The sequence below is a fragment of the Nitrospira sp. genome, assembly GCA_005116745.1.
GTDB lineage: Bacteria > Nitrospirota > Nitrospiria > Nitrospirales > Nitrospiraceae > Nitrospira_D.
Genome location: SWDS01000009.1, coordinates 1,509 through 22,931, shown reverse-complemented (window position 1 = coordinate 22,931; position 21,423 = coordinate 1,509). Strand labels below are relative to the sequence as shown.

Genomic DNA, 21,423 nt, shown 5'->3' with positions numbered 1-21,423 from the left:
CCGCTGAGCTCTGAGCCAGGCCTCCTCATCATTTACTGCCAACTCGCTGCGAGTACCGTCTGCACATCCTGCGGCCGCTGATCGATGGCTTGATCCCACGTAAGACCGGATTGCTGGGAGAACGCTGCCATGGCCTGAATCAGTTGGTTGACTTGTGTGCTGAGCAGGATCTCTCCATTGCCTGCTTGAATCGTCTCAATGTGATTCGTCCTTCCGAGATACCAATCTTTTACCGTGACCTGATCTGCCGAGCCGTGAATAGCAAGCCGGAGGTCATTCGCCTGGCGGCTAAGGACAAGATCAAGAGGATTGATAGTCGTCTCAAATAGAGCACGGTCTTGGTTACCTGCGAACACATCGACATCCTGAATGGTGTCCTGACCATCCCCTCGTGCGAACTGGTAGGTGTCGTTCCCTGAATTGCCGACCAACGTGTCATTGCCGAGCCCACCAATGAGTTGATCGGCCCCGCTGCCGCCTATGAGCTGATCGTTGTGGGCACCGCCCAACAATCGATCGTCACCCGACCCACCGTCGAGCCAATCATGACCGGTTCCACCGTTCAGGAAATCGTGTCCACTCCCTGCATGGAGGCTGTCGTCCCCCAGTCCACCCAAAAGCCTATCGTGACCGCTCCCTCCAAAGAGTGCGTCACTCCCCATCCCACCGTCCAACGTGTCATCACCGGAACCGGCGTCTAAAATATTGTTGCCACTGTTGCCCACCAACACGTTATGGGCTGAGTTCCCCGTACCGTTGCTACTAGCCAAGCCGGTGAGGATCAGATGTTCCAGGTTCGGTCCGAGAATGTAGGTGCTGCTGCTTTCCACCGTATCGCTCCCTTGTGCAGCTAGCTCAGTCACCACATCGCCCGCTCGATCCACGACATAGGTATCATCGCCTCCCCCACCGATCATCACATCGCTCCCGAGACCACCATCGAGCCGATCATGGCCGGCTCCGCCATTCAATGCATTGTTGGCACTGTTGCCCAGAAGCACGTTGTTCAAGGCGTTTCCGGTCCCGTTGATCGCTGCCGTGCCGGTCAAGGTGAGATGCTCGATATTGGCGCCAAGGGTATAGGTCATGCTGCTGTGCACGGTGTCGATCCCTTCATTGACGAGTTCGATGACGACGTCGCCAGGCCTATCAACCATATAGGTGTCATTGCCCGTTCCGCCCTGCATCGTATCAACTCCCATCCCTCCATCGAGCACGTCGTTCCCTTGCCCACCATGTAAGAGATCGTTTCCGGCCAGCCCGTTCAACGTATCGTCGCCTCGGCCACCGGTCAGGATGTCGTTCTCCGCTGTACCGGTCAGGATTTGAGGAAGCGGTCCCGATACCGTCAGCGCAAACTGATCCGTCGTACTCGCGGCCTCTGCATCCGTCGCGGTCACCGTGACGTGCAGCACACCAGCTGCGCCAGGGCTAGGAGTTCCCGCAAACGTCTGGGTCGTCGGATTGAAGCTCAGCCAGCTCGGCAAGAGACTGCCATCAGCCAATATCGCGCGGTACGTCAGGTGATCGCCGTGCACCGCGTCGACATCAGCAAAGGTGCCGCTAGGCATCATGAAGGTGAACGGGGAATCTTCCGCCGCACTCTGATCCACCAACGCGTTGACCACGATCGGCGCGTCGTTGACGTTCTGCACTGTGAGGGCAAACGTCTCAGTTGCAGCCAAACCGCCCTGGTCTGTTACCTTCATGGCAATCTCAAGAGTTCCAACATCATCATTCAGCGGCACACCGCTCAACGTCCGAGTGGTCGCATCAAAATTGAGCCACGCAGGAAGCGCCGTTCCATCGGCGCGCGTGGCACTGTACGTCAGCATATCGCCATGCGCCTCATCGACGTCCGCGAAGGTCCCGACAGGCACCACAAAGCTGAACGGCACATCTTCCAGCACCGTGTGACCGGCCAGTGGCGCTGCCACTGTCGGGGCGTCGTTCATGTTCTGCACGGTCAGGGTGAAGACATCAGAAGCACTGAGATTGCCCGTATCCGTAACCGTCACCCGTACATCAAGACTCCCCACCTGCGGATCATCGGGCATGCCTGTAAAAGTCCCGGCTGTGGCATCGAAGCTGAGCCACGATGGTAAGGCAGTACCGTCAGCCAAGCTGGCGCTGTACGTCAGCACATCGCCAGGGTCCTGGTCGGTAAAGACCGTGGCCGGCACCTGAATGGTGAACGGCACACCCTCAGCTACCGTCTGGTCTGCGAGCGGCGTAACCATCGTCGGTGCCTGGTTGGAAGGAGCGAACAGATCCAAGAGGTTCACCGTACTGCCGTCGACGAAACTAAGCGTCTCCACCACTAATGAGCCGTTTGCCCCGGTAGGATCGAAGCTGGGCAACACCAGTTTATCCGTCCCGCTGCTGCCCACTTGAATGATGAGCGTCCGTGCGACTGCATCATGTGTGACCGTGAGATCGTTCCGGCTGATGCCCACTCCGAACTGAATCCGGTTTCCTTCACCGACTACTGCAGCATCCTCAATCGTGTCGATGCCGTCGCCGAGATTAAAGAGATAGGTATCATGGCCGATCCCGCCAAAAAGAAGATCGTCTCCCGTTTCACCGATCAGGACATCGTCACCCTGATCTCCATAAACTTCGTCGTCATCGGCTCCACCATACACGGTGTCATTGCCTCCTCGGCCAACCAGCCAATCGCCACCGTCCAGACCGCGAATGACATTGTCTAGATCATTGGCGAGGATGGGATCATAGAAGTCCGTCCCAGTAAAATTATTGATCCGGCTTTCCAGGGTCGCGGTATCCCAGACAGTTCCATCGGCAAAGGTCACCTGATCGATCTTATAGGGAGTCGGATGAACTCGAAGGGATGAGGAAAACCGGTAATTCCCGCTCACGACGCTGAAATAGGATGCCATGGTCAGCACGTCAGTCGCGTGCCCCAGCAGCACCTTCAAGTCGAGTCCATTCTTTTCAAGCACCACGTCATTCGCCGTGATTCCCGCTCCCAGTTGCACCGTGTCGAGCGCCCCATTCAAGTGATCGAATTCCACAATGGTCAATTGTCCGCTGCCCAGCCAAAATTGATACGTATCGGTATCCGCTGATCCTGTGACGACTCCACCGAATTGACCAGGCCCCCAGGTCGTCCCATCAGCAAATCGCACCACTTCAACAGCACCGGGCGCATAGTAATAGGGATTCGAAGAGCCTTGGGTGGTGATACCGCCGGATGGAGCCAACAGCCCGCTAAAAAACCGCCAACTCCCGGTACTGAAGGCCAACCTGTAGTACCCCTGAATCGTCAGTTGGTCGTTCGCCCCCTGTCGTTGCAACACCAAATCGTCCCCGCTTCGAAACCAGGAGACGTCTTCCGGTCTCACACCGGCTCCCATCTCAATGACATCCGCCTGGTCCTGGGAAATAAACGGGTCCACGCTCGCTTCGCTGATCGTGTCACGCCCGTCCCCCACCGTGAAGACATACGTATTGCTGGACTCTCGCCCATACAGCACATCATTCCCCGTACCGCCTTCCATCCTTGCCCAACCCGTCAAGACATCATCGCCTCCCATTCCATGGAGCTCGACGTTGAAGGTCCCGGACATCGTATTACTCAGCACATTCCCGACTCCTATGCTTCCCCCTAACATCGTCAGGTTTTCGAAATAGTCGGGGAGCGTATAGCTGACAAAACTTTCCACCAGATCGACCCCGGTATCCGCCTGTTCGACTAATCGATCGCCAATGGCATCCACCACATAGGTATCGTTGCCCGCTCCCCCCATGAGAGTATCCAGCCCGGCACCACCATCGAGCATGTCGTCCCCCACCCCACTCAGGAGGACATCATTCCCCTCACCACCAACAAGTTGGTCGGCTCCCTCTCCCGCCTCAAGGAGGTCATCGCCGGCGCCGCCCTCTAACCGATCGTTCCCAATCCCACCCTCAAGATGGTCGGCTCCATTGTCCCCATACAGAACATCGGCCCCGTCCCCGCCTATCAATTCATCATCGCCCGCTCCGCCATAAAGCCAATCATTCCCCACGCCCCCTTCAATCCAGTCGCTCCCATCTGCGGCCATCACCCCCAGGAACGCCAGATCCCCCCCCAGGAATAAACCAGGACTGTAGCTGCCATATAACTGATCATCCCCGGATCCCCCGATCAGAATATCTTCCCCTTCTCCACCGAAAAGCGTATCGCTCCCAGCTCCCGCATACAACACATCATTCCCGCCAGCCCCACGATATTCGGTGGTATCGTAGGTGCCAGTCTGTGCGCTGATCCGCAAATCCCCCGAGAGCGTGTCGTTTCCTTCTCCCCCATAGAGTGCGTCATGGCCGTCCTGACCATAGAGTTGGTCATTGTTGGTTCCGCCCGCCAGCACATCGTCGCCAACGCCTCCATAGAGCAGATCGTCGCCCTCACCGCCATCAAGCGAGTCGGCCCCGCCGTCCGCTGGATCTCCACCGACTGCAGCGGGCGTGTCTCCAATCAGCGTGTCGCTGCCCTTCCCTCCGATGAGCACGTCGCTGCCAGCCCCGCCGCGAAGCTCGTCCGCATCATCCCCACCATCCAAATAGTCATTGGCACTAAATCCGTGCCCCTCATCGTCGCCATTGTCGCCCTGAAGATAATCGCGCCCCGCGCCGCCAAGAAGCACATCCTCGCCGAGGTTGCCGATCAAGGTGTCATCTCCCTCGCCACCATCCAAGAAATCATCGTACAACCCGGTCCATACCTGTCCGACCTGCAATTGCACATCATCTCCCTCGAGATAGTCGTGACCACCCTCACCGAACAAGTGGTCGGCCCCTCCTTGGCCGAACAGAAAATCGTTGCCCTCTCCGCCATCCAATACATCATCACCACCTTGCGCATCGGCAAACTCACCGGACCCGTACAGCCGATCCCCTTCGATCCCGCCAAATAGTCGATCGTTTCCATCCCCTCCACTCAGGTCGTCATAGCCTTCCTCTCCGTAAATTTCGTCGTTGCCCTGATGGCCGATCACCACGTCGTCGCCCGCCAGCGCATGGATCACATCGTTCGTCAACCCGTCACTGCGATACACATCCCTCAGGGCAGTAAAGATGGGGCTGGTGCTCTGATCTGGATTGATTCGGAAAAACTGCGTCCGGGTGGGAAGCCCATTGTCATACGTAATGGGGGCAACTTCAAACAGGCGAATGCCGAATCGCCCGCTGTCATACCCCTTAATCGTCAGCGGCCCCGATCCGGTCACGACTAGATCAGTGCCCTGTTTCGTGAGCGTGATGGTTCCATCGGCACTCTGAAAGGTGTTCTGAGGACCATCGGCAAGTCGAAGCCCGCCGACCAGCACGTTTCCATCGAACTCCACGGCCCCTCGCCCATCCGAATCTTCAATCGTGTCGGCGCCGTCAATCGCGCGGATGATGTAGGTATCAAGACCGGCACCGCCTCTAAGGATGTCGTTATCCAGGCCACCATCCAACACATCGTTATCGGCCCCGCCTTCCAGAATGTCGTTTCCCACTCCTCCGAGCAGCCTATCGAATCCTGCTCCTCCGTCGAGCTGATCCCCACCGCCATCCCCTTGCAAATAATCATTCCCCCCATTGCCAATGAGCAAATCAACGCCATCGCCCCCGTAGAGATGGTCGTCCTTGTCTCCTGATTCGAAACGATCTTCGAAAGCCGAGCCAAACAGGAATTGCCGCGTGTTCGCAGAATCGTCCGCTGTGGCGATTTCATAGGTCTGTGTGGCATCAAAAAAATAGATCGATCCTGGTGACGTGGTCAAGTCCGCCTGGTTCAGCGCGATTTTCTCCTTCAGAAAGGCGGCACGATCATCGAGATAAGAGGCGGTGAGTGTTCCCTCACCTGTGAATGGATCATAGAGATCTAGATCGCCATTGGTATTGAACTGGGAGTAGAGCGCGTTCGTTCCGGACTCGGAATTGGTCGTCAGAACAAAAGGATTAAGTTCTTTTAAGGCATACCGATAGGCCAGACCTTCAGAAGTATCAGCATCTGCACGAGCAAGAACTGTGGCACGATCAAGCGCTGGGTCGGTGAGATCGGTGATTGTCGATACAAGACCTTGGGCCTGCATGGCTACTACGCGATCCGTGATCTCTTGAATGGCGGCGTACATCATGTTCCGACTGGCCAGATCCCCAAAGCCACCCACATGGGAATTGATGGGTAGTGGGTCCGCAGGAGCCACGGCAGGGTCGCGAAAGAGTTTGCGGAAGGCATCAATCGTTCTTTCGAGTGAATCTCCTTCCACAACGCCCGGCGTGTTCAGTAGCGCGACGGTATCCGCCTTTGAGTTGGACGAGGCTTTGATGATCAGTTCAGCACCTGCTGGCCCGTATCGGAAATCGATCGTCTGGATTAGCTCCTGAACCGCGAGCGAATCCACGATGAGCGTAATTGAATGCGTGTTAGCGCTTTCGGTAACGCTCGGGAACGGCAGACCGGCGATTAAGGGTTGTCCCTCGATAAAGACTGGAATGGCCGGTGCATGCACACCTGAGTTGGCAACAAACTGCAGATCATCGGTCGTCGCCTGCCCATAGAGCTGGGTAATCTTCGCAAACGGCCCTTGATCCTGCACTTCACCGGGTGATTGAAGAAATGTGAGACCCGTTGGACCAAAAAGCGACTGGGTAGCAGCCTTCGCCCACTGATAGCGCACATCAGTGTAGAGACTAGTCGTCCCTTGGTCGAACGGATGCCAGCTTGTGCCTTGCGCATCATGGAGAGCCTTGGCTTGGTCGTAGACACTCGTGCGTGGGAAGGACGCTATGGCGCTATCCGGATTGTCCAAAACTGACCTGAAATATGTCAGCATATCCTGAATGCGATTTTCCTCCGCAGAGAGTCCAGGTAGAGTTCCTGGCACGTGTCCTCGGCCCGCACCATTGAAGATGTAGGTATGATTCACTTCGCTGGCATGGAGCTCGGTAAATATCGTGGCCAGGTGTCCGCCTAGCGAGAAGCCGGTCACATTGAGCACGGCCCCAGTTGGCAGTTTCCCCCCTGCCTTAAGAGACTGGTAATACTCTTCCATCGCAGCCAATTGCCCAAAAGCAAATCCAGACGCCCCAACCTCGGCATCCGCACCGAACAAATCCCGCTCTCGATCGCCACCCTCCATTGCCGGGGCCGATTCCGTACTCCGGAAAGATAGGGTGTAACTGTTGGTCTGAGTATCGAACATCAGTGTTGCCGAGAAACCCGTTGCATCATTGGCGTGATGGTCACGGATTTGATATCTGGTAATCGAGCCAGGTGCCGGAACAAAATACGCAGCCAACTGGTCTGTGAATCGCGTTTTCCCAGAAAACTGCTCAGGAAGAATGACGCGGGTGTCATTGTTGCCATCCGTCAATATATCCTTCAACTGTCTGCCAGAGACAAGCTGATCAAGATAGGATTCCGCAACCATCTGCTGAAGAGCGAACTGTAACCATGTCGAAATAGCACCTTGACTCATTTTGTTTCTCCTGGCTTTCGAGATGATGGTTTCAGCACTTCATTAATAAACTGTGCGTCCATCTTCAAAGACTCCTTCGAGCATTTCCCGGCTGTGAGCCACCAAATTCCAGTTAAGTTATTCCGAACAGAACCGCTTCGAACAAAACTGCGCCTGACCGCGAGCACTTCATTGGTTTGTAAATCCAGGATAATGAGTTCCCCACCCGCAATTCCTAGTTCACGATCATGCGGGCGTGTGATGCCTCGCCATGTATACCCGTACCGGCTTTGGAGCGTAGGAACATCGGCCATGGCTACTACATAGGGAACCTGAACAAACTGACCATTGATTGCAGTCGGAAACTGGCTCTCTGGATAAGCTTTTTCGTTGCGGTAATAGCGCCGATATTTTTCGCTCTTCTCTGTTTTGGTGGCCTGTGGTATTGAAATTTCAAGATGTTGGTATTTCCCTATTGCTGGCTGGACAAAATAGTCCTGAGGAGAGTCTCTTACCCCTACTGCCAACCCGTACGGATCCTCCATTGCATAGAGATGCTCCAACAGATAGTCATTCTTGGCCGATTCCCGGGGGCGCATTTGGTAGAGTCCTTCTACGCTCTCCACCGTCTTGTAGACAAACTCCCCCGCTTCCGTCTTGCAGAGATGATCAAAGTACTGTTCCGGCGTCATTCCGGGTCTATACCCGCTATCCTCCGGCACCGGATTTGGAATCTTGATGCTATGTGCAAACCGTCCTTCTTCCGTGGCCATCGGATCGGCTGGCTTCAGTTTCAAAATGTTACAGGCCGTATCATTCGGCTTGAGCTTCGTCTTCGCGCAGTTCTCTGTAAACGTCTTCATTGCTCGGTCAAAATACCGACCTGGCGTCTCTTCACTCGACAATACACCCGAGGCGCAGCCTGCAATAATCAGCATCATTAGCGTAGGACTAATCTTCCCAATCCGCCTTGAAATCATCTTCACCATGCCTCCATCAGGTGTTCGACTTCGCCTCCCCAAACCTTATCCTTTCGGTTTCAGCTGCCGTGCCTCACGCAATCCCACCAACACTTACTGAATCTGCTGATGCAGCCGAACCAGGGCGCTGACATCCATCGCCACGCGGGAAACAAAATGGCCATCCAATCCTTTCGGGGCCACCTGCCCGTCCTTCGTCGTCTTCGCAATGGCAGCCAGCGTGGCCGGCTCGATGAACCTGAAGTCCAGATAGGCCATGCCCTGCGCCACACCAACATTCGTGTAGTTCACCGCACGCGGGTGCGCTGAGGAATCGAATGGCTTCAACCTGACGTTTAGTGCACAGGTGGTGGCGTTCAATTCACTCATAAACTCACGCTCCTGTGTCGTGGATTGAGGACCGCGAGGATGACAACTGCATGGGATAAGCCCCTATGCATGTGGGTTCCTAATGAGTTGGAACGTGAGTCTAAGAATCCGTCGGGTGGCTGTCAAGAACCCGTTCGCCCCGGTGCCGACTTCCAAAACCGACCTGAGGGAATCTGCCAGAACGTGCCTAGGGATTGTCACTAGCCGAAAGAGGGGGATAGAAGAAAACCGATATTCTGCCAGGCCAGCTCGATGTTTCAATCCTCGCCCGCCCCGAAGGACGGGCGCTACGCGGCAGGGCTTGACGGAGGCGCAGGCCCACTGGCCGTTTCAATCCTCGCCCGCCCCGAAGGACGGGCGCTACGACGATCGGGCATGAGCGTATCCTCTGCACTCGGGTTTCAATCCTCGCCCGCCCCGAAGGACGGGCGCTACGCGAGTCCGGAAGGGGGCCTCACGCGGGACGGACAGTTTCAATCCTCGCCCGCCCCGAAGGACGGGCGCTACGCGTCCTGAGCTTCGCAGCCGCGCAAGAGTACGGGTTTCAATCCTCGCCCGCCCCGAAGGACGGGCGCTACTCCACTACCTCACCAAGGCCTGAAAACAACTGTTTCAGCCTCAGTTTTCGCGAACCTATTGGCAATTCATTCCAACTGATCCGCAACGACATAATTCGATTCATCCAAGTCATTGAAAAATAAACCAGGTATGGCCAACGCGATCCTCTCAGGAATAGAACATCGCCTGAGGTTCGCGCATCACAACACCAGGGGCTCCTCGAAATCCACCTTTCCATCTAATCCATACACCTGCACATGCTTGTCCCTCGGCTCAGTCAATCGATACACCCGGAGACTGTCTTCGGTCTTCTCGATAATGTCCAGCAGCCTTCTGATCACCTCCTCGAATTGAGACTCGTTGATCGAACATTCAAACACCGATTTCTGCACCCGTTGTCCAAAGTCCTGACACGCTTGGGCGACTTTCCTCAGCCGTCTCCGCCCAGCGGCAGTTTCAGTCGAGACATCGTAGCTAATCAACACATTCATGCAACACCTACCGGTAGAGAAAGGGCGGATAACTCTCCAGATCGCCGCGCAGCACCCGCGCGAGCAGTCTCGCCTGCACATGCGGCACCAGACCCAACGGCATCTTCTGATCCAGCACCGGGTGCGTGATCTCTTCCTGCTTGCGTTTTTGATAGGCCACAATCACTTCTTTGCGGGCGGCATCGTCCATCTGAACCGCGCCGCCCGAACGCTTCGTGAAATCCTTCGCGCTGACCTGACGACGGTTGATCAGCGTGAGCACGAGCCGGTCGGCCAGCACACTGCGCAACTCTTCCATGAGATCCAGCGCCAACGCCGCCCGGCCCGGTCTCAGCGCATGGAGAAACCCCATCTGCGGATCGAGTCCGACTCCTTCTGCCGCCGCGACACAATCGTTCATCACCAGCGCATACAGGAACGACATGAGAGCGTTGACCGGATCAGTCGGCGGACGCCGGTTGCGGCCATCCAGCTTGAAAGTCTCACGATCTTCTTTGACCATGCGATCGAAGGTAGAGAAATAGTTTCGAGCCGACTCGCCTTCAATGCCGCGCACCGTATCTACGTCTTCGCATTGGGGAAGTCTGGTCACGGCGTTGCCGAGCGCGTCCGCCGTTTTCCTCAGGGCATCGGCATCCGCTGGATCGTCGGCCTCCCGCGCTCCGCGCAGGACGATCTGGCGGGAGTTCTGAATTTTTCCACCGACGATATTGCGGGCAATGGCTAACGTCCGGACGGGGTCGCGCATGGCCTCATGCTGTGCGCACCGGAGTAACACATTCCCGCTCACAGGTCCTTCCACTCGGGCTTTGAAGCGACCATTGCGATCGAGTAACACAACGAACCTTCCATCTTCCGCGCAGCGTTGCATCGCAGCCGGGCTCAGCATGATGTCGCCGAAACACACGACCCCGCCGAGGTGATGAAACGGCACCTGTAATTTCGTCTCCTTGTCCACCTCCACTCGCAGCGTCTCGTGATCGGCCCGCAAGTAGGCGCCTTCCGTTGTGACATAGAGCGTGTTCAGCAATTGATGCATACCAACCTCACGGGTGAATCGTAAAAAGATCGCGCACAACGGCGGATGCTCGCCGGCCTTCGTCAATGACGGACGGCATGCACGACTCCTGAAGGGAGCACTTGGTACAACGCCGATCATTCACCGGCGGAGGGAGCTTCTTATCCGCCAGCATGCGACGAATCGCCTGGATTGATTGAACAACCTGCGCCCTCAACTCTGGTGTGCATTCCACCTCACGGCGCTTGCGTGAACTGTGGTGATAGATCGCGCCGCGCGGCACAGGACGGCCCGTCATCTCTTCCAGGCACAGGGCCTGGGCACACAGCTGTAGATCATCATGCTCCTGCTCGCGATGCGGCCCGTGCTTATACTCGACGGGATAAGGCATCTCTCCATGAAACTCCACCACGTCGCCTTTTCCGACCAAGCCCAAACTCTTGGACCACAATGGCAGCGCCCGCTCAATGCGTACCCCAGCCTGCTCCTCCACTACCGGCTCATCCACCCGCTTATGCACTGCTCGCCCACGCAGCGTGTAGAGATTCTCGTCGAACGTCTGTTCAACATGAATCAAGGCACACTGGCGAGGACAATAGCTCCAATGCTCCAGAGCGGAGATCATGATGGGGTCGTCTTCCATGTCATCCAGCATTTTCTAGTACGCACCAAAATTAAAACCCATCAATGACCTCAGGAGTGAGTTCATTGAGCAAAGCCAGCTCAATATTCCCATCAGGTTTCACGGTCAGAGTGCGATGAACTTTGGCGGAGGAGTACTGCCCAGTTTTGCAGCTGTGCTTCCACCAGATAACTTTGAGAATCTCCATGCTGCCTGCTGGACGCGCTGATGATTCGTCGTTTTCAAATAGTCTGGGCAACACTTGTTTGATTGCCTCGGCATCAGCATCACTGAACTTTGTCCTTTCGGCCAGTTGCGGATTCATGCTTCCAAAGAAAACATATACTCCGTTTTCCACACGGTGCTTTGTACCCATTGTGTCGGAACTTCTTTTGCCGTCTTTGGTGTCTTCGCCGCTCGCACTCTTGGTTATCTGGGTGCTCGCAATGTCGACAGGCGCTACACTGAATCCGGATTGCACAGTGACCGGGCCACGAATTCCGATGGAGATACCGGTATCGCCGTCGCCTTCATTTTCCTCGCCTTTCTTGGTCTTCTTGCCACCTTTCAGTGCGAACAGTTGACCGAACGCTCGTACATCCAACCACTTCTTGCATGCCAATTCGACAGTCTGGGGCGAGCCAAGCTTGTTGCCCAAGCCAGCTTCGGCACGTGCCCGAAGACTTTTGCATTCATCTTCTTTGCGGTCATCCGACTGTACAAAGATCTCGTTCCCGTCATCTTCTTTTTTGCCAGCAGCAACCCATCTTTCCAACAACCGATCCCTGATCTTCCGCTTGTTGCAAACATCGGTCATTTCTCCGTAGTTGTCATAGTCGGTGCGGGGACGATTTCCATTAAGCGGGTCGCCATTTGGATTGGCCCGTTTAACACGAAGCACTACTGCAAAGTCGATCTTGTTTTGAAGTATCGTCATCTTTACTCTCCTTGATCGGTTTGGGTCTCGGTGGGTTCTTCAGCGTTGGTCGATTCAGACTTTGGCCATAGGGCCTGTCTCTGACAGTGGTATCCCAGGAGGAATTCGCCTGAAAGCCTTGCTTCACTCATGAAATCCTGTCCCCTGAATGTGCAGATGATTCCGTCGAGGAGTTTTTCCATATTGACAAGAAAGCCTGGTAACCTTGTGCGGAGTCGAGCCTTGTAAGGTGCCAGAGAGAGCTCGATGGTCCGCCATGTAGAATAAGGATGGTCGGCGAAGCGCTGCATGAGCTTAGCTGCGCTGGTGCCTCGATTTTCCTTGGCTAAATACAGCGCCATATCTTCGATGCGTTCCGCTACGGCCAGGAGGCGCCCGAAGAGATAATCCCGGGATGTTCTGTCTAACTCCAATGCCATTTCGTAACTCCTTTGCTTGTGATGTCCTCTAAACAGAGCGCAGGCGATACCCAAGTTTTTCTCCCACTCCCATTTCTCAAGCCCCGGCCGATTGACTGCTCTGCGTACCGTGGATTCCACAAGGTCTCGCGGTATAGGTCGCCCATCGATGATGCAGGGAAGGAGCCGTTCCACCGTAGCCTTGCGAAGCTTCTCGCCTGACTTGCCTTCCACTTGACGACCGTAGGCGGCCTCAGTGATATCTCTCGGCGAGGGAACGCCTACAAACCTCAAGTTCTTGCCAAAGCTCTGATGCCAGGCACAGGACTCGTGCCATAGCTGAATACGTTCAAGGAATTCCGAGCCGGTTAGTTCCCGGTAATAGGTGATAGCCATGCGTCCGGGCGTCGCTGAGTCCAGCGCCATGACCACAATTGCATCCGTCGAGCCGAGGCGTGTTCGATAGCCGGCGATATATTTTTTCAGCCTGACGGCAAAGGCCTGACCTGCATCCCCTTGATACACGGGCTTGGCATCCTCCTCTCTGGATTCCAAGCCAAACATCTGGGCGGAGTTGGCAAACGGGTCAGGCAAGGACTTGCCGGATACCGACCAGGCCACGACAACCTGATCGCCAGAGCGAAAGGCTTGCCTAGCGATCAGCCAGCGCAAGGCGCTGTGGGCTTTTTGCGTCACCTCGAAACCAACGCTGCAAGCTTCTTCGGCACCAAGGAAACGGCCACGGAACGTATATCCATCGGTGTCATTTGAAGAGATCAACTTGGCTCCGTCGCCACCGTGCCGCAATCTCTTCGGGTGATTGGTCGCCAGCAGCATAGTTTTCCCGATGACCATGCAAAGACCTTGCTGCGATTTATGGTCTTTGCCTTTCTTAAGCCGAGATACTGTATTCCTTAAAACTGTGTCATCGTCATGGTGCTGGCTCTGGTACGCGTCGAATACGACCCAAGCTTCCCTCAGGCTTTTGTCTTCCCAAGTTTCAGGAATAGGGTCTTCTGGCATTTCCACGCGCCAGCGAATCAGTGCGTCCCCTTGATCGCGTGCCCCTTCTTTTGCCGTCAGGTACTTGAATATATCCGGCGTCGGCAAATCGGATTTCCATACGGTCAGGAGAGCTTTGTCATTGCCTACATGCAGAACTTTCTCGCGAACGAGGTCGGCGATAACGGTTCCCTTTCGGACATATTCAAGAACGGCTCTGGCTTTGGGGTGAGAGAAACGGGATTCGCACCAAGTCGTGAGTTGCTTGGCATATCCTGGATAGTAGGATTTTTTCATGCCCCCATGCTTTGGATAATCAGAGGCACAGTATTGAACCTTGTCACACAAAGGATGCGGCGCCTCACCGCTTGTCCGTGCTGCGGATTTCTCCGTAGCAGGCAATATCGTTTCCACTTTCTGGACAATTTTGGCGCGCCGAAAATTACCTTGGTGATCCAGGGTGACTTCAATGTGGGCCTGCTGGAGTGCATGACTAATCGGCAGCAGTGGATGATTGGAAAACTGAGGTGCGTCGTAGCATTGCTCGTAGGTCTCGTGGAGTTTTTGAATCCAGCTCATGTCAACACTCCAGTCCGGCGACTTCCGCTTCCACGCCGAGGAGATTCCGCACAGGCGTAAACTGCTTGGGCTGCATCTCTCGGATAAATTTCCGAGTGGTGCACTGCTCAGGTGGGTCAAAACGGATAACTCCGTCAACCATCGTTGGCTGCCAAAATCGAGCTTGAAGTTTGCCTTCGCCGGTTTCGTCCGGGTAGTCGAACCCATGGAAGGTCAAGCCGAATCCCAGCTCTCCAGCGCTGTCGTAATGCCCAGGCTCGGCGCCGAATTCACAAGGTTCGACGTAGCCTTGGCAATCCCGTGTGCCCAAAAAGATATCTTGACGGCCACCCCGTTCAAGCATGCGCTTGGCAATCAAGTGATGTTTTGGCTCGCTCCGGTCATCCACTAATTCCGGCCGATGTTGGTTCCATACGAAGTGCGCCCTAACCTGATATTCCACATCCGCCAGGAAGGTATAGATGGCCAAGGTGTTGCCGCCGCCAAACTCCAGGGGTTTAGTGCCCTTGGTCTGGGTGCGGATGCGCTTCATCACACGCACCTCATCGATGACCCAAATGAAGGTGGGCTTCCAGTAGATAGACTTGGCGATACCCTTCAGCGCCTCGTAGGTCGGTAGGTGATAGGAACACTTTTCGCCGCCGATGCGGGTCAGGGGGTCCGTGAACAGAGCGTATCGGCCCCACACCTTGAATTCGATACTACTGTTGTGCGAATCAGGCATTTAGCACCTCCATTGTTCCTTCTGGCGTCTGACTCAGGCCGAACGACTGATTGTAATACCGGGTATCGGACAGATAGAGGATGTCCACACCCTTCTGGATTTCATGCACCGCCCCAGCCTTCTGAAACCTCTCCAAGTCTTGGGGGAAAACATTGACTGTGTATTGCTGTGCCCGGCGCAGCAGCTCGAACTGCTTTTCCACCTCGAAGGCCGAGCAAAGATCGTTAATCAAATCACGCCCAGCTTCTCCGTAGGGCACGATGATGCCTCGCGCCGGTGCGTCAATGACTTTGAAGGCACGGGCAGCGGACATGAAGGATTGCCGAAGGTAGATGTTGAGCGCGGTGCCATAATTGCGTCCATATTCGTCCACAGCCAGCGAGTTGACGGAGAGAAGATTCAATAGTGTGTCGTCACGACCGACAGTCTGGGCGGATACGGGGTAATCCATTTCCTGGTGGCGGGCAAAGAAGAAGTATTCGAAATACCGCTCAATGGCTTTCGGCCCAATCAAGTTGCCGCCGAAGTCCTCGCTACCTGCCTCAACATCGTCAAGCAATCGCTCGGTGATGCCTTTGCCGCACAGAATATCCTTGAGCCTGTCTATATTTTCCACCGCTGGATTGACCACGTGAACCCGCCCTACCTTAGGATTTCCATCAGCATCTTTTTGCTTTCCATTGCGATTACATCGGCCAGCAGCCTGGGCAATGGAATCCAGACCAGCCGTGTAGCGAATGACCGCGCAAAAATCCACATCCACACCAGCTTCAATCAACTGGGTGCTGATACAGAGCACGGGAGACTCGTCCTCTAGCAGCTCCCTTATTTTTTCGAGTATTTCCTTACGGTGCGCAGGGCACATGCTGGTGCTCAGGTGAAAGGTCTGTATCCCCGCAGCTTCCCGGCATAGACGAAAAAGTGTCTGCGCGGATTTCTTCGTGTTGACGATCACGAGGCAGCTTCCACTTTGCACGACCTCATCCAGAGCAAGTCGAGCGATTTCCTCGTCGGTCCATCCACCAGGTTTGCGCTGATTGAGCACCTCCACACGCTTCAGGTCGTCGAACAGTCCCTTTACGTCGGGCATAAGGTCATCGTTCTTTGTGAACTTCAGCGCACCTTTGCTTTGGTCTACACGGTTCAGCAAGGGTTGTGTGGCCGTGCATAGCACCACCGTACTGCCGCAGTGCTCTACTAGGAAATTCATGGCATTGCAGAAGAGATGCACACAGTTGACGGGCAAGGTCTGGATTTCGTCAAAGATCAGCACCGCATTGGCCAACTGGTGCATCCGCCGAGCACCGCGCGTACCTCCGCCAAAGATGGCCTCTAGCAGCTGTACACTAGTGGTGAAGACAACCGGGGCGTCCCAGTTCTCTGTCAGCATCTTTTCCCGCCATCCCTGCTGTTCTGGGGTGAGGTTGGAGTGATGTTCGAGCACCACGCGACCACGGTCGTCCTTCGTCGGCTCTAGGATGTCGCGAACCACCTTGGCGTTCTGGTCAATAATGGACGTGAAGGGAATAACGTAAATCACTCGATCCATCTTATGACGTTCCGCGTGATGTAGAGCAAAGCGCAGGCTGGCAAGAGTCTTCCCGCCTCCCGTGGGTACGGTCAGAGTATAAATGCCTTTATCACGAATGGCGCTATTGAAGCAGTGATCGGAAATACTCCGCCTGATTTCATCAATTGGATTCCGGATGGTGAATCCTTCCAAGTGCTTCTCCAGGCGCTCGATCAGCAGGGGCCATTCGGTGTATTGCCCCTTGAGGCGATGTTTTGCGGCCCTTGGCCTTTCAAAATCAGCCGTATCGATACGGTCTGCGTCTATCAGGCAGCTGAACAGAAGACGGACGAGCAGGCCAACCTTGAACCGAATAATAGCCTCAACCTTTTCGCCGCGTGCGACCTTTCGGATAGCTTCCTCAATACCACTAATCAAGCTTGGCATGGAAGACAACTCCCGAAACCGCTTGTCGATCAGCATGTCCATCTTGCTCATAGCTTCACGAAGATGGGATCGATCATCCTGCTTGCCAGCCCGCCTCGTGAAAATATCTTCAACAGGTTTATTGGCGTTTGAAGACAGGCAGTCAATCAAGCCCGAATGATGTGAGGCGATGCACAGCGACAGCATCTGGCCAACTACTTGACCTAATTGCCCATGCTTAGACAGTTTCTCCCAAACAAGCTGTGCCCCAGCGGTGGAATGGTCCACCTTGCCCTTGAGTCCCTGCGCATCGACAAACTCATCTTCATCTTGATTGATCAAACCGACAGCCGACTTGAGATAGGCCTGAAACTCATTGCTGTACTTTCCCAAATCATGGACTAGCCCAATCAATTCGCCTTGAGGTCCTAGTGCTACCTTTGAAGCAAGCCCCTTGGCTATCTCAGCAACTCCCAATAGATGCTCTTCAAGGCTCTGTGGATTGCCCCCCGCTTTCCGGACATGAGCAATATATGGAGGCAACTCCTTACTCATACTTCGACCCTCTGCATCCAGATAGCGATCCCGTCCCCACAAACGGGAAGATTATTGAAGACAGCGACATACTTCCCGATGTCATGCCAGAGCCCTGCGAGTTGCCCCCATTCAGCATGCCCGAACTCCGTAGCAAACTCGCCGGCAAGATCGGCTACCGCACGCAAATGTTCTTCAAGCTCATGAATGACAAACGACCCGTCGTCGTTCCGCCGCACATGGGCCAGAGCGGGCTTGCGACATTCTTCCAGAACACGGCTCATCATTTCAGGCTCCCGCGACCTACGCGGTGTCCATCCGATTTCACGGCTTCCCCTCCTGGTCCTCGGCCCACTCGACGAGCTTGCGCCGTAATTCTTCCTTCGACGGCAGATACAACCGATATTCCCTGGCATGAATGTTGGCGCCCTTGGGCAGGGTGATGGTGACCAACGCGTCGTGCTTTTTCTTACAGAGGATGATGCCGATGGTCGGCTGTTCGTCTTCCCTCTTCACGTATCGATCGAAGTAATTGACGTACATCTGCATCTGCCCGAGGTCTTGGTGGGTCACTTTGCCGATCTTCAGATCGATCAGGACGTAACACCGAAGCAGTCTATTGTAGAAGACCAGATCGACGAAGAAGTGATCCGCCTCGAAGGTGAAACGCTTCTGGCGGGCTTCGAAGAGAAACCCCTTGCCGAGTTCCAGTAAGAAGTGCTCGAGCTTGTCGATGATGGCCGATTCCAGATCGGTTTCGGAATAGGCGGCCTTTTCATCGAGTCCAAGAAACTCCAGGACGTACGGTTCTTTCAGCAGGTCTTGCGGTCTTCCGACGATCTGGCCGTGCTGCGCCAGCTTTCGGATTCCGCGCTTGTCCCGGCTCAGCGCCAGACGCTCATAGAGGCCGGAGTTCACTTGCCGCTTCAGCTCGCGAATGGACCAGCCGTTTTCCACCGCCTCAATTTCGTAGAAGGCGCGTTCATCCGAATCGCCGATTCCCATGAGCAGCACATAGTGCGACCACCCTAGCGCGAATGGCGGTTTCAGCGAAGCGGAGCGAGGAGCCGGCAGCTGCACAGCAGGAGATTTCCCAGACGTCGTCTGGGCTTTCCCGCGTAACGCCAATTGCCCAGACGGTGTCTGGGCAATTGAGGGGTACCGATCACGATACAATGTATAGAACCGACGCATATACTCGATATTACTCTTTGAAAACCCCTTGCCGAATTCGGTCGTGAGGCGTGTGGCCAGTTCCTCTACGACTAATTTTCCGTATGCTGCCCTGCTCATCCCATGCTGTTCATGTTCCACGATACGGCGACCGATCTCGAAGCTGGTCAAGACTTGGAGGGTATCCACGCTGCGAACGACCGTCTGTCGCGCCGAGAGGATGAGGTCGCGGATATCGGCCAGCAGTCTTTGGATCTGGACGGCTCCGCCATGCGATTGCCGTGTCACCTTTTTCTTACCCGCCATCTCTCAGTTCCTTCCAGTTCGAGGAGCACAGTTCAGACCACATACCGATTGCCCTCCCGTCAATTCGCCCACATCAATGAGGTCTGGTCTTGCCATCACACACTGGCCCCCGTGCGCACATGCTCCTCCAGATCATGAATCGTAACCCGTCGTCGTTCCGCAGCACATGGGCAAGGTATCTCTTCGAGTTCGTCATTTGCCGTTTTGCTCCAGGCCAAAGCTACCTTTCACTTGCCCATTCTCCTGGTCCTCCCATCCAACGGCTCGAACGGTACAGTGAAGTTGTACTGATTGGCAGGGTTCAGTGGATTGTCCGGATGGCAGCCCCCCTGTCGGCTTTGCCTTTCCATGCGCATCCTGTACAATCGCCTCATGGCGTTCGATCCCGATCATCCGCCGATTTGGCTGCGCAAGCTGCATGTGAGCGCGGCGCAGATCAATCCGACGGATTACCCGGCTTCCGCTGTCGAGGGCATCCTCGCCGTCTGTCGTCTGTCGACGGCCCAACACCGATGGATATTAGCTCTACGTGGCGCCGTAGAGGAATCCGATAGCACTCGTTCGACCGTCCCGCACGCCTAGTTCGTATCATGACCCAACCGGATGTGTTTCAGAACGACTACCTGGCGGTGGTGGAGTTAGCCCATCGCGCCCTGTCTTCGACGCAAGCCCCCTACTGTGTCATCGGAGCGTTGGCACTCGGTGTCTGGGGAACTCCACGTGCCACCTACGATGTGGACGTTCTTGTTCTCGCCCAATGCACCGATCCCCAGCCGTTCCTTGGTCTCTTGCGCGCAGCTGGATTCGCGATCAACGAGACATGGCACGATGCCAATCCGATGGCTCGTGAAGTGGTTCTGCGGATCGCGCATCCCACTGCCCCATATTTTCCTGTGGACCTCGTCTTTTCACTGAGCCCTTTCGATCGCGCTGTGCTCGCTCGGCGCCGGGCCGTCGATTTTCATGGTTTGACGATTTGGATGACTTCACCGGAAGACCTCGTTCTCATGAAATTGCGGGCGAGCCGGCCACGAGACTTTGACGATGTGATCAGCATCGTCAAGAACCCGCGGCTGCAGCTTGATCTTCCCTACCTCTGGGACTGGGCGGACCAGCTTGGCCTTCAAGGCGAACTGTCCTACGTGCTCCACGCAGCCGACACCGGAAGGTAGAGACGCTCGACTGCCTCGTTTCGGCCAGTACCATGTTGTTGTCCCCCGGCTCCCCCTGTTATCCAACGATCCAAACGGCGCGTTGGGATTGCCTTGATGTTGACACGAATTGTACGTGGCTGTACATTTTGAGCATATTCATATGGAGACCCCATGAAACTCTCGATCAGCGAAGCGCGGAAACAGTTGCCGGCTCTGGTACGCCGGGTCCAGCGAGATGCGGGCGCCCGTGTGGAAATCACCGTCCACGACGAGGTCGTGGCCGAGCTTCGCGCCGTGCAACCTCAACCTGAGCCGGGAGCGGCCGCAAAGACGCTCCTGCGACTGATGACAGGGCTGCCGAAGCCGCGCAGTCGGAAGCGCCCGATCTCCTCCCATGTGAAGACCCACCTCTATGGGAAAGGTGGCGCGATCCGCTGATGGCCCTCCCCAACCTAGTGTTTTGTGACACGTCATTCTTCTATGCCTGTCTTGATCCGAGAGATACCAACCATGCACGCGCCCAAGCGCTTGTGACAGAATCGGCCTCCATCGGCGCGACGTTCTGCACGACGTGGGACATCATCAGCGAAACGGTGACGTTGCTGCGGTACCGGCGCAATTATCGGGCTGCTCTCGCCTTTCTCACCGATGTGAAGCCCGGGCTTCGCATCGTCACCTATGGCGACCGCGTGAGAGACGAAGCCGAACAGATATTTCGTACATACGCTCGGGATCATCGCTTGTCGTTCTGCGATGCGATCTCGTTCGTGGTGGTCACCTCGCTCCTCGATCATCTTCCCTGTTTCACCTTCGATGAAGATTTCCGCGCCCTCGGCCTAACCGTGTTGCCCTGACAATCATGGTCTCGTACGGCTTCCTGACGGCCCATCCAACGGTGCAAACGGCACGTCGGAGTTATACTTATTAATCAGGTTCAATGGATTGTCCAGATGATACTGATTCACCGGATTGAACGGGTTGCTCGGACTGTAGTGGTTGATGGGGTTAGCCGGATTGCCGGAATCGTACCGATTGATGGGGTTAAACGGGTTCGTTGGATCATAGGCGTTGACCGGATTCAACGGATTGTCCGACGCGGATCGGTTGGTGGGAGTAAAGATGTTGTAGTCCCGCTCAGAGCCTGTTCAAAATCTTTTGAGGAGTAGGACGAGGAAAGCGAGAACGGCCATA

The 21,423-nt window shown here is 55.5% G+C and carries 17 protein-coding genes and 1 CRISPR repeat array; of the genes, 3 read left to right on the top strand and 14 right to left on the bottom strand.

Going from position 1 to position 21,423, the window contains the following annotated elements; genetic code table 11:
* Nucleotides 1–32: 32 nt before the first annotated feature.
* The 13 genes from E8D52_13305 to E8D52_13245 form a co-directional block, all read right to left on the bottom strand.
* Complete coding sequence (locus tag E8D52_13305; protein TKB66669.1) at nucleotides 33–7,472, bottom strand: hypothetical protein; 7,440 nt, start codon at nucleotides 7,470–7,472, stop codon at nucleotides 33–35.
* Nucleotides 7,469–8,440, bottom strand: a complete 972-nt coding sequence (locus tag E8D52_13300) for a hypothetical protein (GenBank protein TKB66668.1) — start codon at nucleotides 8,438–8,440, stop codon at nucleotides 7,469–7,471. The genes E8D52_13305 and E8D52_13300 overlap by 4 nt, the downstream gene beginning before the upstream one ends.
* Before the next feature lie 84 nt (nucleotides 8,441–8,524).
* A complete protein-coding gene (locus E8D52_13295) occupies nucleotides 8,525–8,800 on the bottom strand; it encodes a hypothetical protein (protein ID TKB66667.1) in 276 nt (91 codons plus the stop codon).
* 254 nt (nucleotides 8,801–9,054) lie between these two features.
* Nucleotides 9,055–9,379: a CRISPR direct-repeat array (repeat unit 38 nt; unit sequence GTTTCAATCCTCGCCCGCCCCGAAGGACGGGCGCTACG).
* A gap of 179 nt (nucleotides 9,380–9,558) precedes the next feature.
* Complete coding sequence (gene cas2, locus E8D52_13290) at nucleotides 9,559–9,849, bottom strand: CRISPR-associated endonuclease Cas2 (protein TKB66666.1); 291 nt, start codon at nucleotides 9,847–9,849, stop codon at nucleotides 9,559–9,561.
* A gap of 7 nt (nucleotides 9,850–9,856) precedes the next feature.
* Nucleotides 9,857–10,888, bottom strand: coding sequence for a type I-C CRISPR-associated endonuclease Cas1 (cas1c, locus tag E8D52_13285; GenBank protein ID TKB66665.1), 1,032 nt, complete (start codon nucleotides 10,886–10,888; stop codon nucleotides 9,857–9,859).
* A 7-nt stretch (nucleotides 10,889–10,895) separates the two neighbouring features.
* Complete coding sequence (gene cas4 / locus E8D52_13280) at nucleotides 10,896–11,510, bottom strand: CRISPR-associated protein Cas4 (protein ID TKB66945.1); 615 nt, start codon at nucleotides 11,508–11,510, stop codon at nucleotides 10,896–10,898.
* 31 nt (nucleotides 11,511–11,541) lie between these two features.
* Nucleotides 11,542–12,426, bottom strand: coding sequence for a type I-C CRISPR-associated protein Cas7/Csd2 (gene cas7c, locus E8D52_13275; GenBank protein TKB66664.1), 885 nt, complete (start codon nucleotides 12,424–12,426; stop codon nucleotides 11,542–11,544).
* Between the two features lie 2 nt (nucleotides 12,427–12,428).
* On the bottom strand, nucleotides 12,429–14,405 hold the full coding sequence (cas8c, locus tag E8D52_13270; GenBank protein ID TKB66663.1) for a type I-C CRISPR-associated protein Cas8c/Csd1: 1,977 nt from the start codon (nucleotides 14,403–14,405) through the stop codon (nucleotides 12,429–12,431).
* Nucleotide 14,406: 1 nt separating this feature from the next.
* On the bottom strand, nucleotides 14,407–15,129 hold the full coding sequence (gene cas5c, locus E8D52_13265) for a type I-C CRISPR-associated protein Cas5 (protein ID TKB66662.1): 723 nt from the start codon (nucleotides 15,127–15,129) through the stop codon (nucleotides 14,407–14,409).
* On the bottom strand, nucleotides 15,122–17,620 hold the full coding sequence (gene cas3, locus E8D52_13260; protein TKB66661.1) for a CRISPR-associated helicase Cas3': 2,499 nt from the start codon (nucleotides 17,618–17,620) through the stop codon (nucleotides 15,122–15,124). The genes cas5c and cas3 overlap by 8 nt, the downstream gene beginning before the upstream one ends.
* Nucleotides 17,617–18,015 carry an HD domain-containing protein gene (locus tag E8D52_13255; protein TKB66660.1) on the bottom strand — a complete coding sequence of 133 codons (399 nt, stop codon included), beginning with the start codon at nucleotides 18,013–18,015 and terminating at the stop codon, nucleotides 17,617–17,619. The genes cas3 and E8D52_13255 overlap by 4 nt, the downstream gene beginning before the upstream one ends.
* A complete protein-coding gene (locus E8D52_13250; protein ID TKB66659.1) occupies nucleotides 17,924–19,078 on the bottom strand; it encodes a DUF1016 domain-containing protein in 1,155 nt (384 codons plus the stop codon). Before E8D52_13250 ends, E8D52_13255 begins: the two co-directional genes overlap by 92 nt.
* A gap of 192 nt (nucleotides 19,079–19,270) precedes the next feature.
* Entirely contained in the window at nucleotides 19,271–19,588 is a 318-nt protein-coding gene (locus E8D52_13245; GenBank protein ID TKB66658.1) for a hypothetical protein, read from the bottom strand.
* An 80-nt stretch (nucleotides 19,589–19,668) separates the two neighbouring features.
* Here E8D52_13245 and E8D52_13240 point away from each other — a divergent pair, with 80 nt between their 5' ends.
* The 3 genes from E8D52_13240 to E8D52_13230 all read left to right on the top strand — a co-directional run bounded on the left by E8D52_13240 (nucleotide 19,669) and on the right by E8D52_13230 (nucleotide 21,086).
* Nucleotides 19,669–20,250 carry a hypothetical protein gene (locus E8D52_13240; protein ID TKB66657.1) on the top strand — a complete coding sequence of 194 codons (582 nt, stop codon included), beginning with the start codon at nucleotides 19,669–19,671 and terminating at the stop codon, nucleotides 20,248–20,250.
* 153 nt (nucleotides 20,251–20,403) lie between these two features.
* Nucleotides 20,404–20,670 carry a hypothetical protein gene (locus E8D52_13235; protein TKB66656.1) on the top strand — a complete coding sequence of 89 codons (267 nt, stop codon included), beginning with the start codon at nucleotides 20,404–20,406 and terminating at the stop codon, nucleotides 20,668–20,670.
* The gene (locus E8D52_13230; GenBank protein TKB66655.1) at nucleotides 20,670–21,086 is read left to right on the top strand and encodes a type II toxin-antitoxin system VapC family toxin; all 417 of its coding nucleotides are present in this window, start codon (nucleotides 20,670–20,672) and stop codon (nucleotides 21,084–21,086) included. The genes E8D52_13235 and E8D52_13230 overlap by 1 nt, the downstream gene beginning before the upstream one ends.
* Before the next feature lie 3 nt (nucleotides 21,087–21,089).
* Here E8D52_13230 and E8D52_13225 read toward each other — a convergent pair whose 3' ends face one another.
* Entirely contained in the window at nucleotides 21,090–21,314 is a 225-nt protein-coding gene (locus E8D52_13225; protein TKB66654.1) for a hypothetical protein, read from the bottom strand.
* Nucleotides 21,315–21,423 lie beyond the last annotated feature (109 nt).

Excerpts from the sequence above, each read along its gene's own strand:
- E8D52_13250 (TKB66659.1), bottom strand. The coding sequence starts at position 19,078 with ATGGCGGGTAAGAAAAAGGTGACACGGCAATCGCATGGCGGAGCCGTC.
- cas5c (TKB66662.1), bottom strand. The coding sequence starts at position 15,129 with ATGCCTGATTCGCACAACAGTAGTATCGAATTCAAGGTGTGGGGCCGA.
- E8D52_13230 (TKB66655.1), top strand. The coding sequence starts at position 20,670 with ATGGCCCTCCCCAACCTAGTGTTTTGTGACACGTCATTCTTCTATGCC.
- E8D52_13255 (TKB66660.1), bottom strand. The coding sequence starts at position 18,015 with ATGCCAGGGAATATCGGTTGTATCTGCCGTCGAAGGAAGAATTACGGC.
- E8D52_13240 (TKB66657.1), top strand. The coding sequence starts at position 19,669 with ATGACCCAACCGGATGTGTTTCAGAACGACTACCTGGCGGTGGTGGAG.
- cas1c (TKB66665.1), bottom strand. The coding sequence starts at position 10,888 with ATGCATCAATTGCTGAACACGCTCTATGTCACAACGGAAGGCGCCTAC.
- E8D52_13305 (TKB66669.1), bottom strand. The coding sequence starts at position 7,472 with ATGAGTCAAGGTGCTATTTCGACATGGTTACAGTTCGCTCTTCAGCAG.
- cas7c (TKB66664.1), bottom strand. The coding sequence starts at position 12,426 with ATGACGATACTTCAAAACAAGATCGACTTTGCAGTAGTGCTTCGTGTT.
- cas3 (TKB66661.1), bottom strand. The coding sequence starts at position 17,620 with ATGAGTAAGGAGTTGCCTCCATATATTGCTCATGTCCGGAAAGCGGGG.
- cas4 (TKB66945.1), bottom strand. The coding sequence starts at position 11,510 with ATGGAAGACGACCCCATCATGATCTCCGCTCTGGAGCATTGGAGCTAT.
- cas8c (TKB66663.1), bottom strand. The coding sequence starts at position 14,405 with ATGAGCTGGATTCAAAAACTCCACGAGACCTACGAGCAATGCTACGAC.
- E8D52_13300 (TKB66668.1), bottom strand. The coding sequence starts at position 8,440 with ATGGTGAAGATGATTTCAAGGCGGATTGGGAAGATTAGTCCTACGCTA.
- cas2 (TKB66666.1), bottom strand. The coding sequence starts at position 9,849 with ATGAATGTGTTGATTAGCTACGATGTCTCGACTGAAACTGCCGCTGGG.
- E8D52_13235 (TKB66656.1), top strand. The coding sequence starts at position 20,404 with ATGAAACTCTCGATCAGCGAAGCGCGGAAACAGTTGCCGGCTCTGGTA.
- E8D52_13295 (TKB66667.1), bottom strand. The coding sequence starts at position 8,800 with ATGAGTGAATTGAACGCCACCACCTGTGCACTAAACGTCAGGTTGAAG.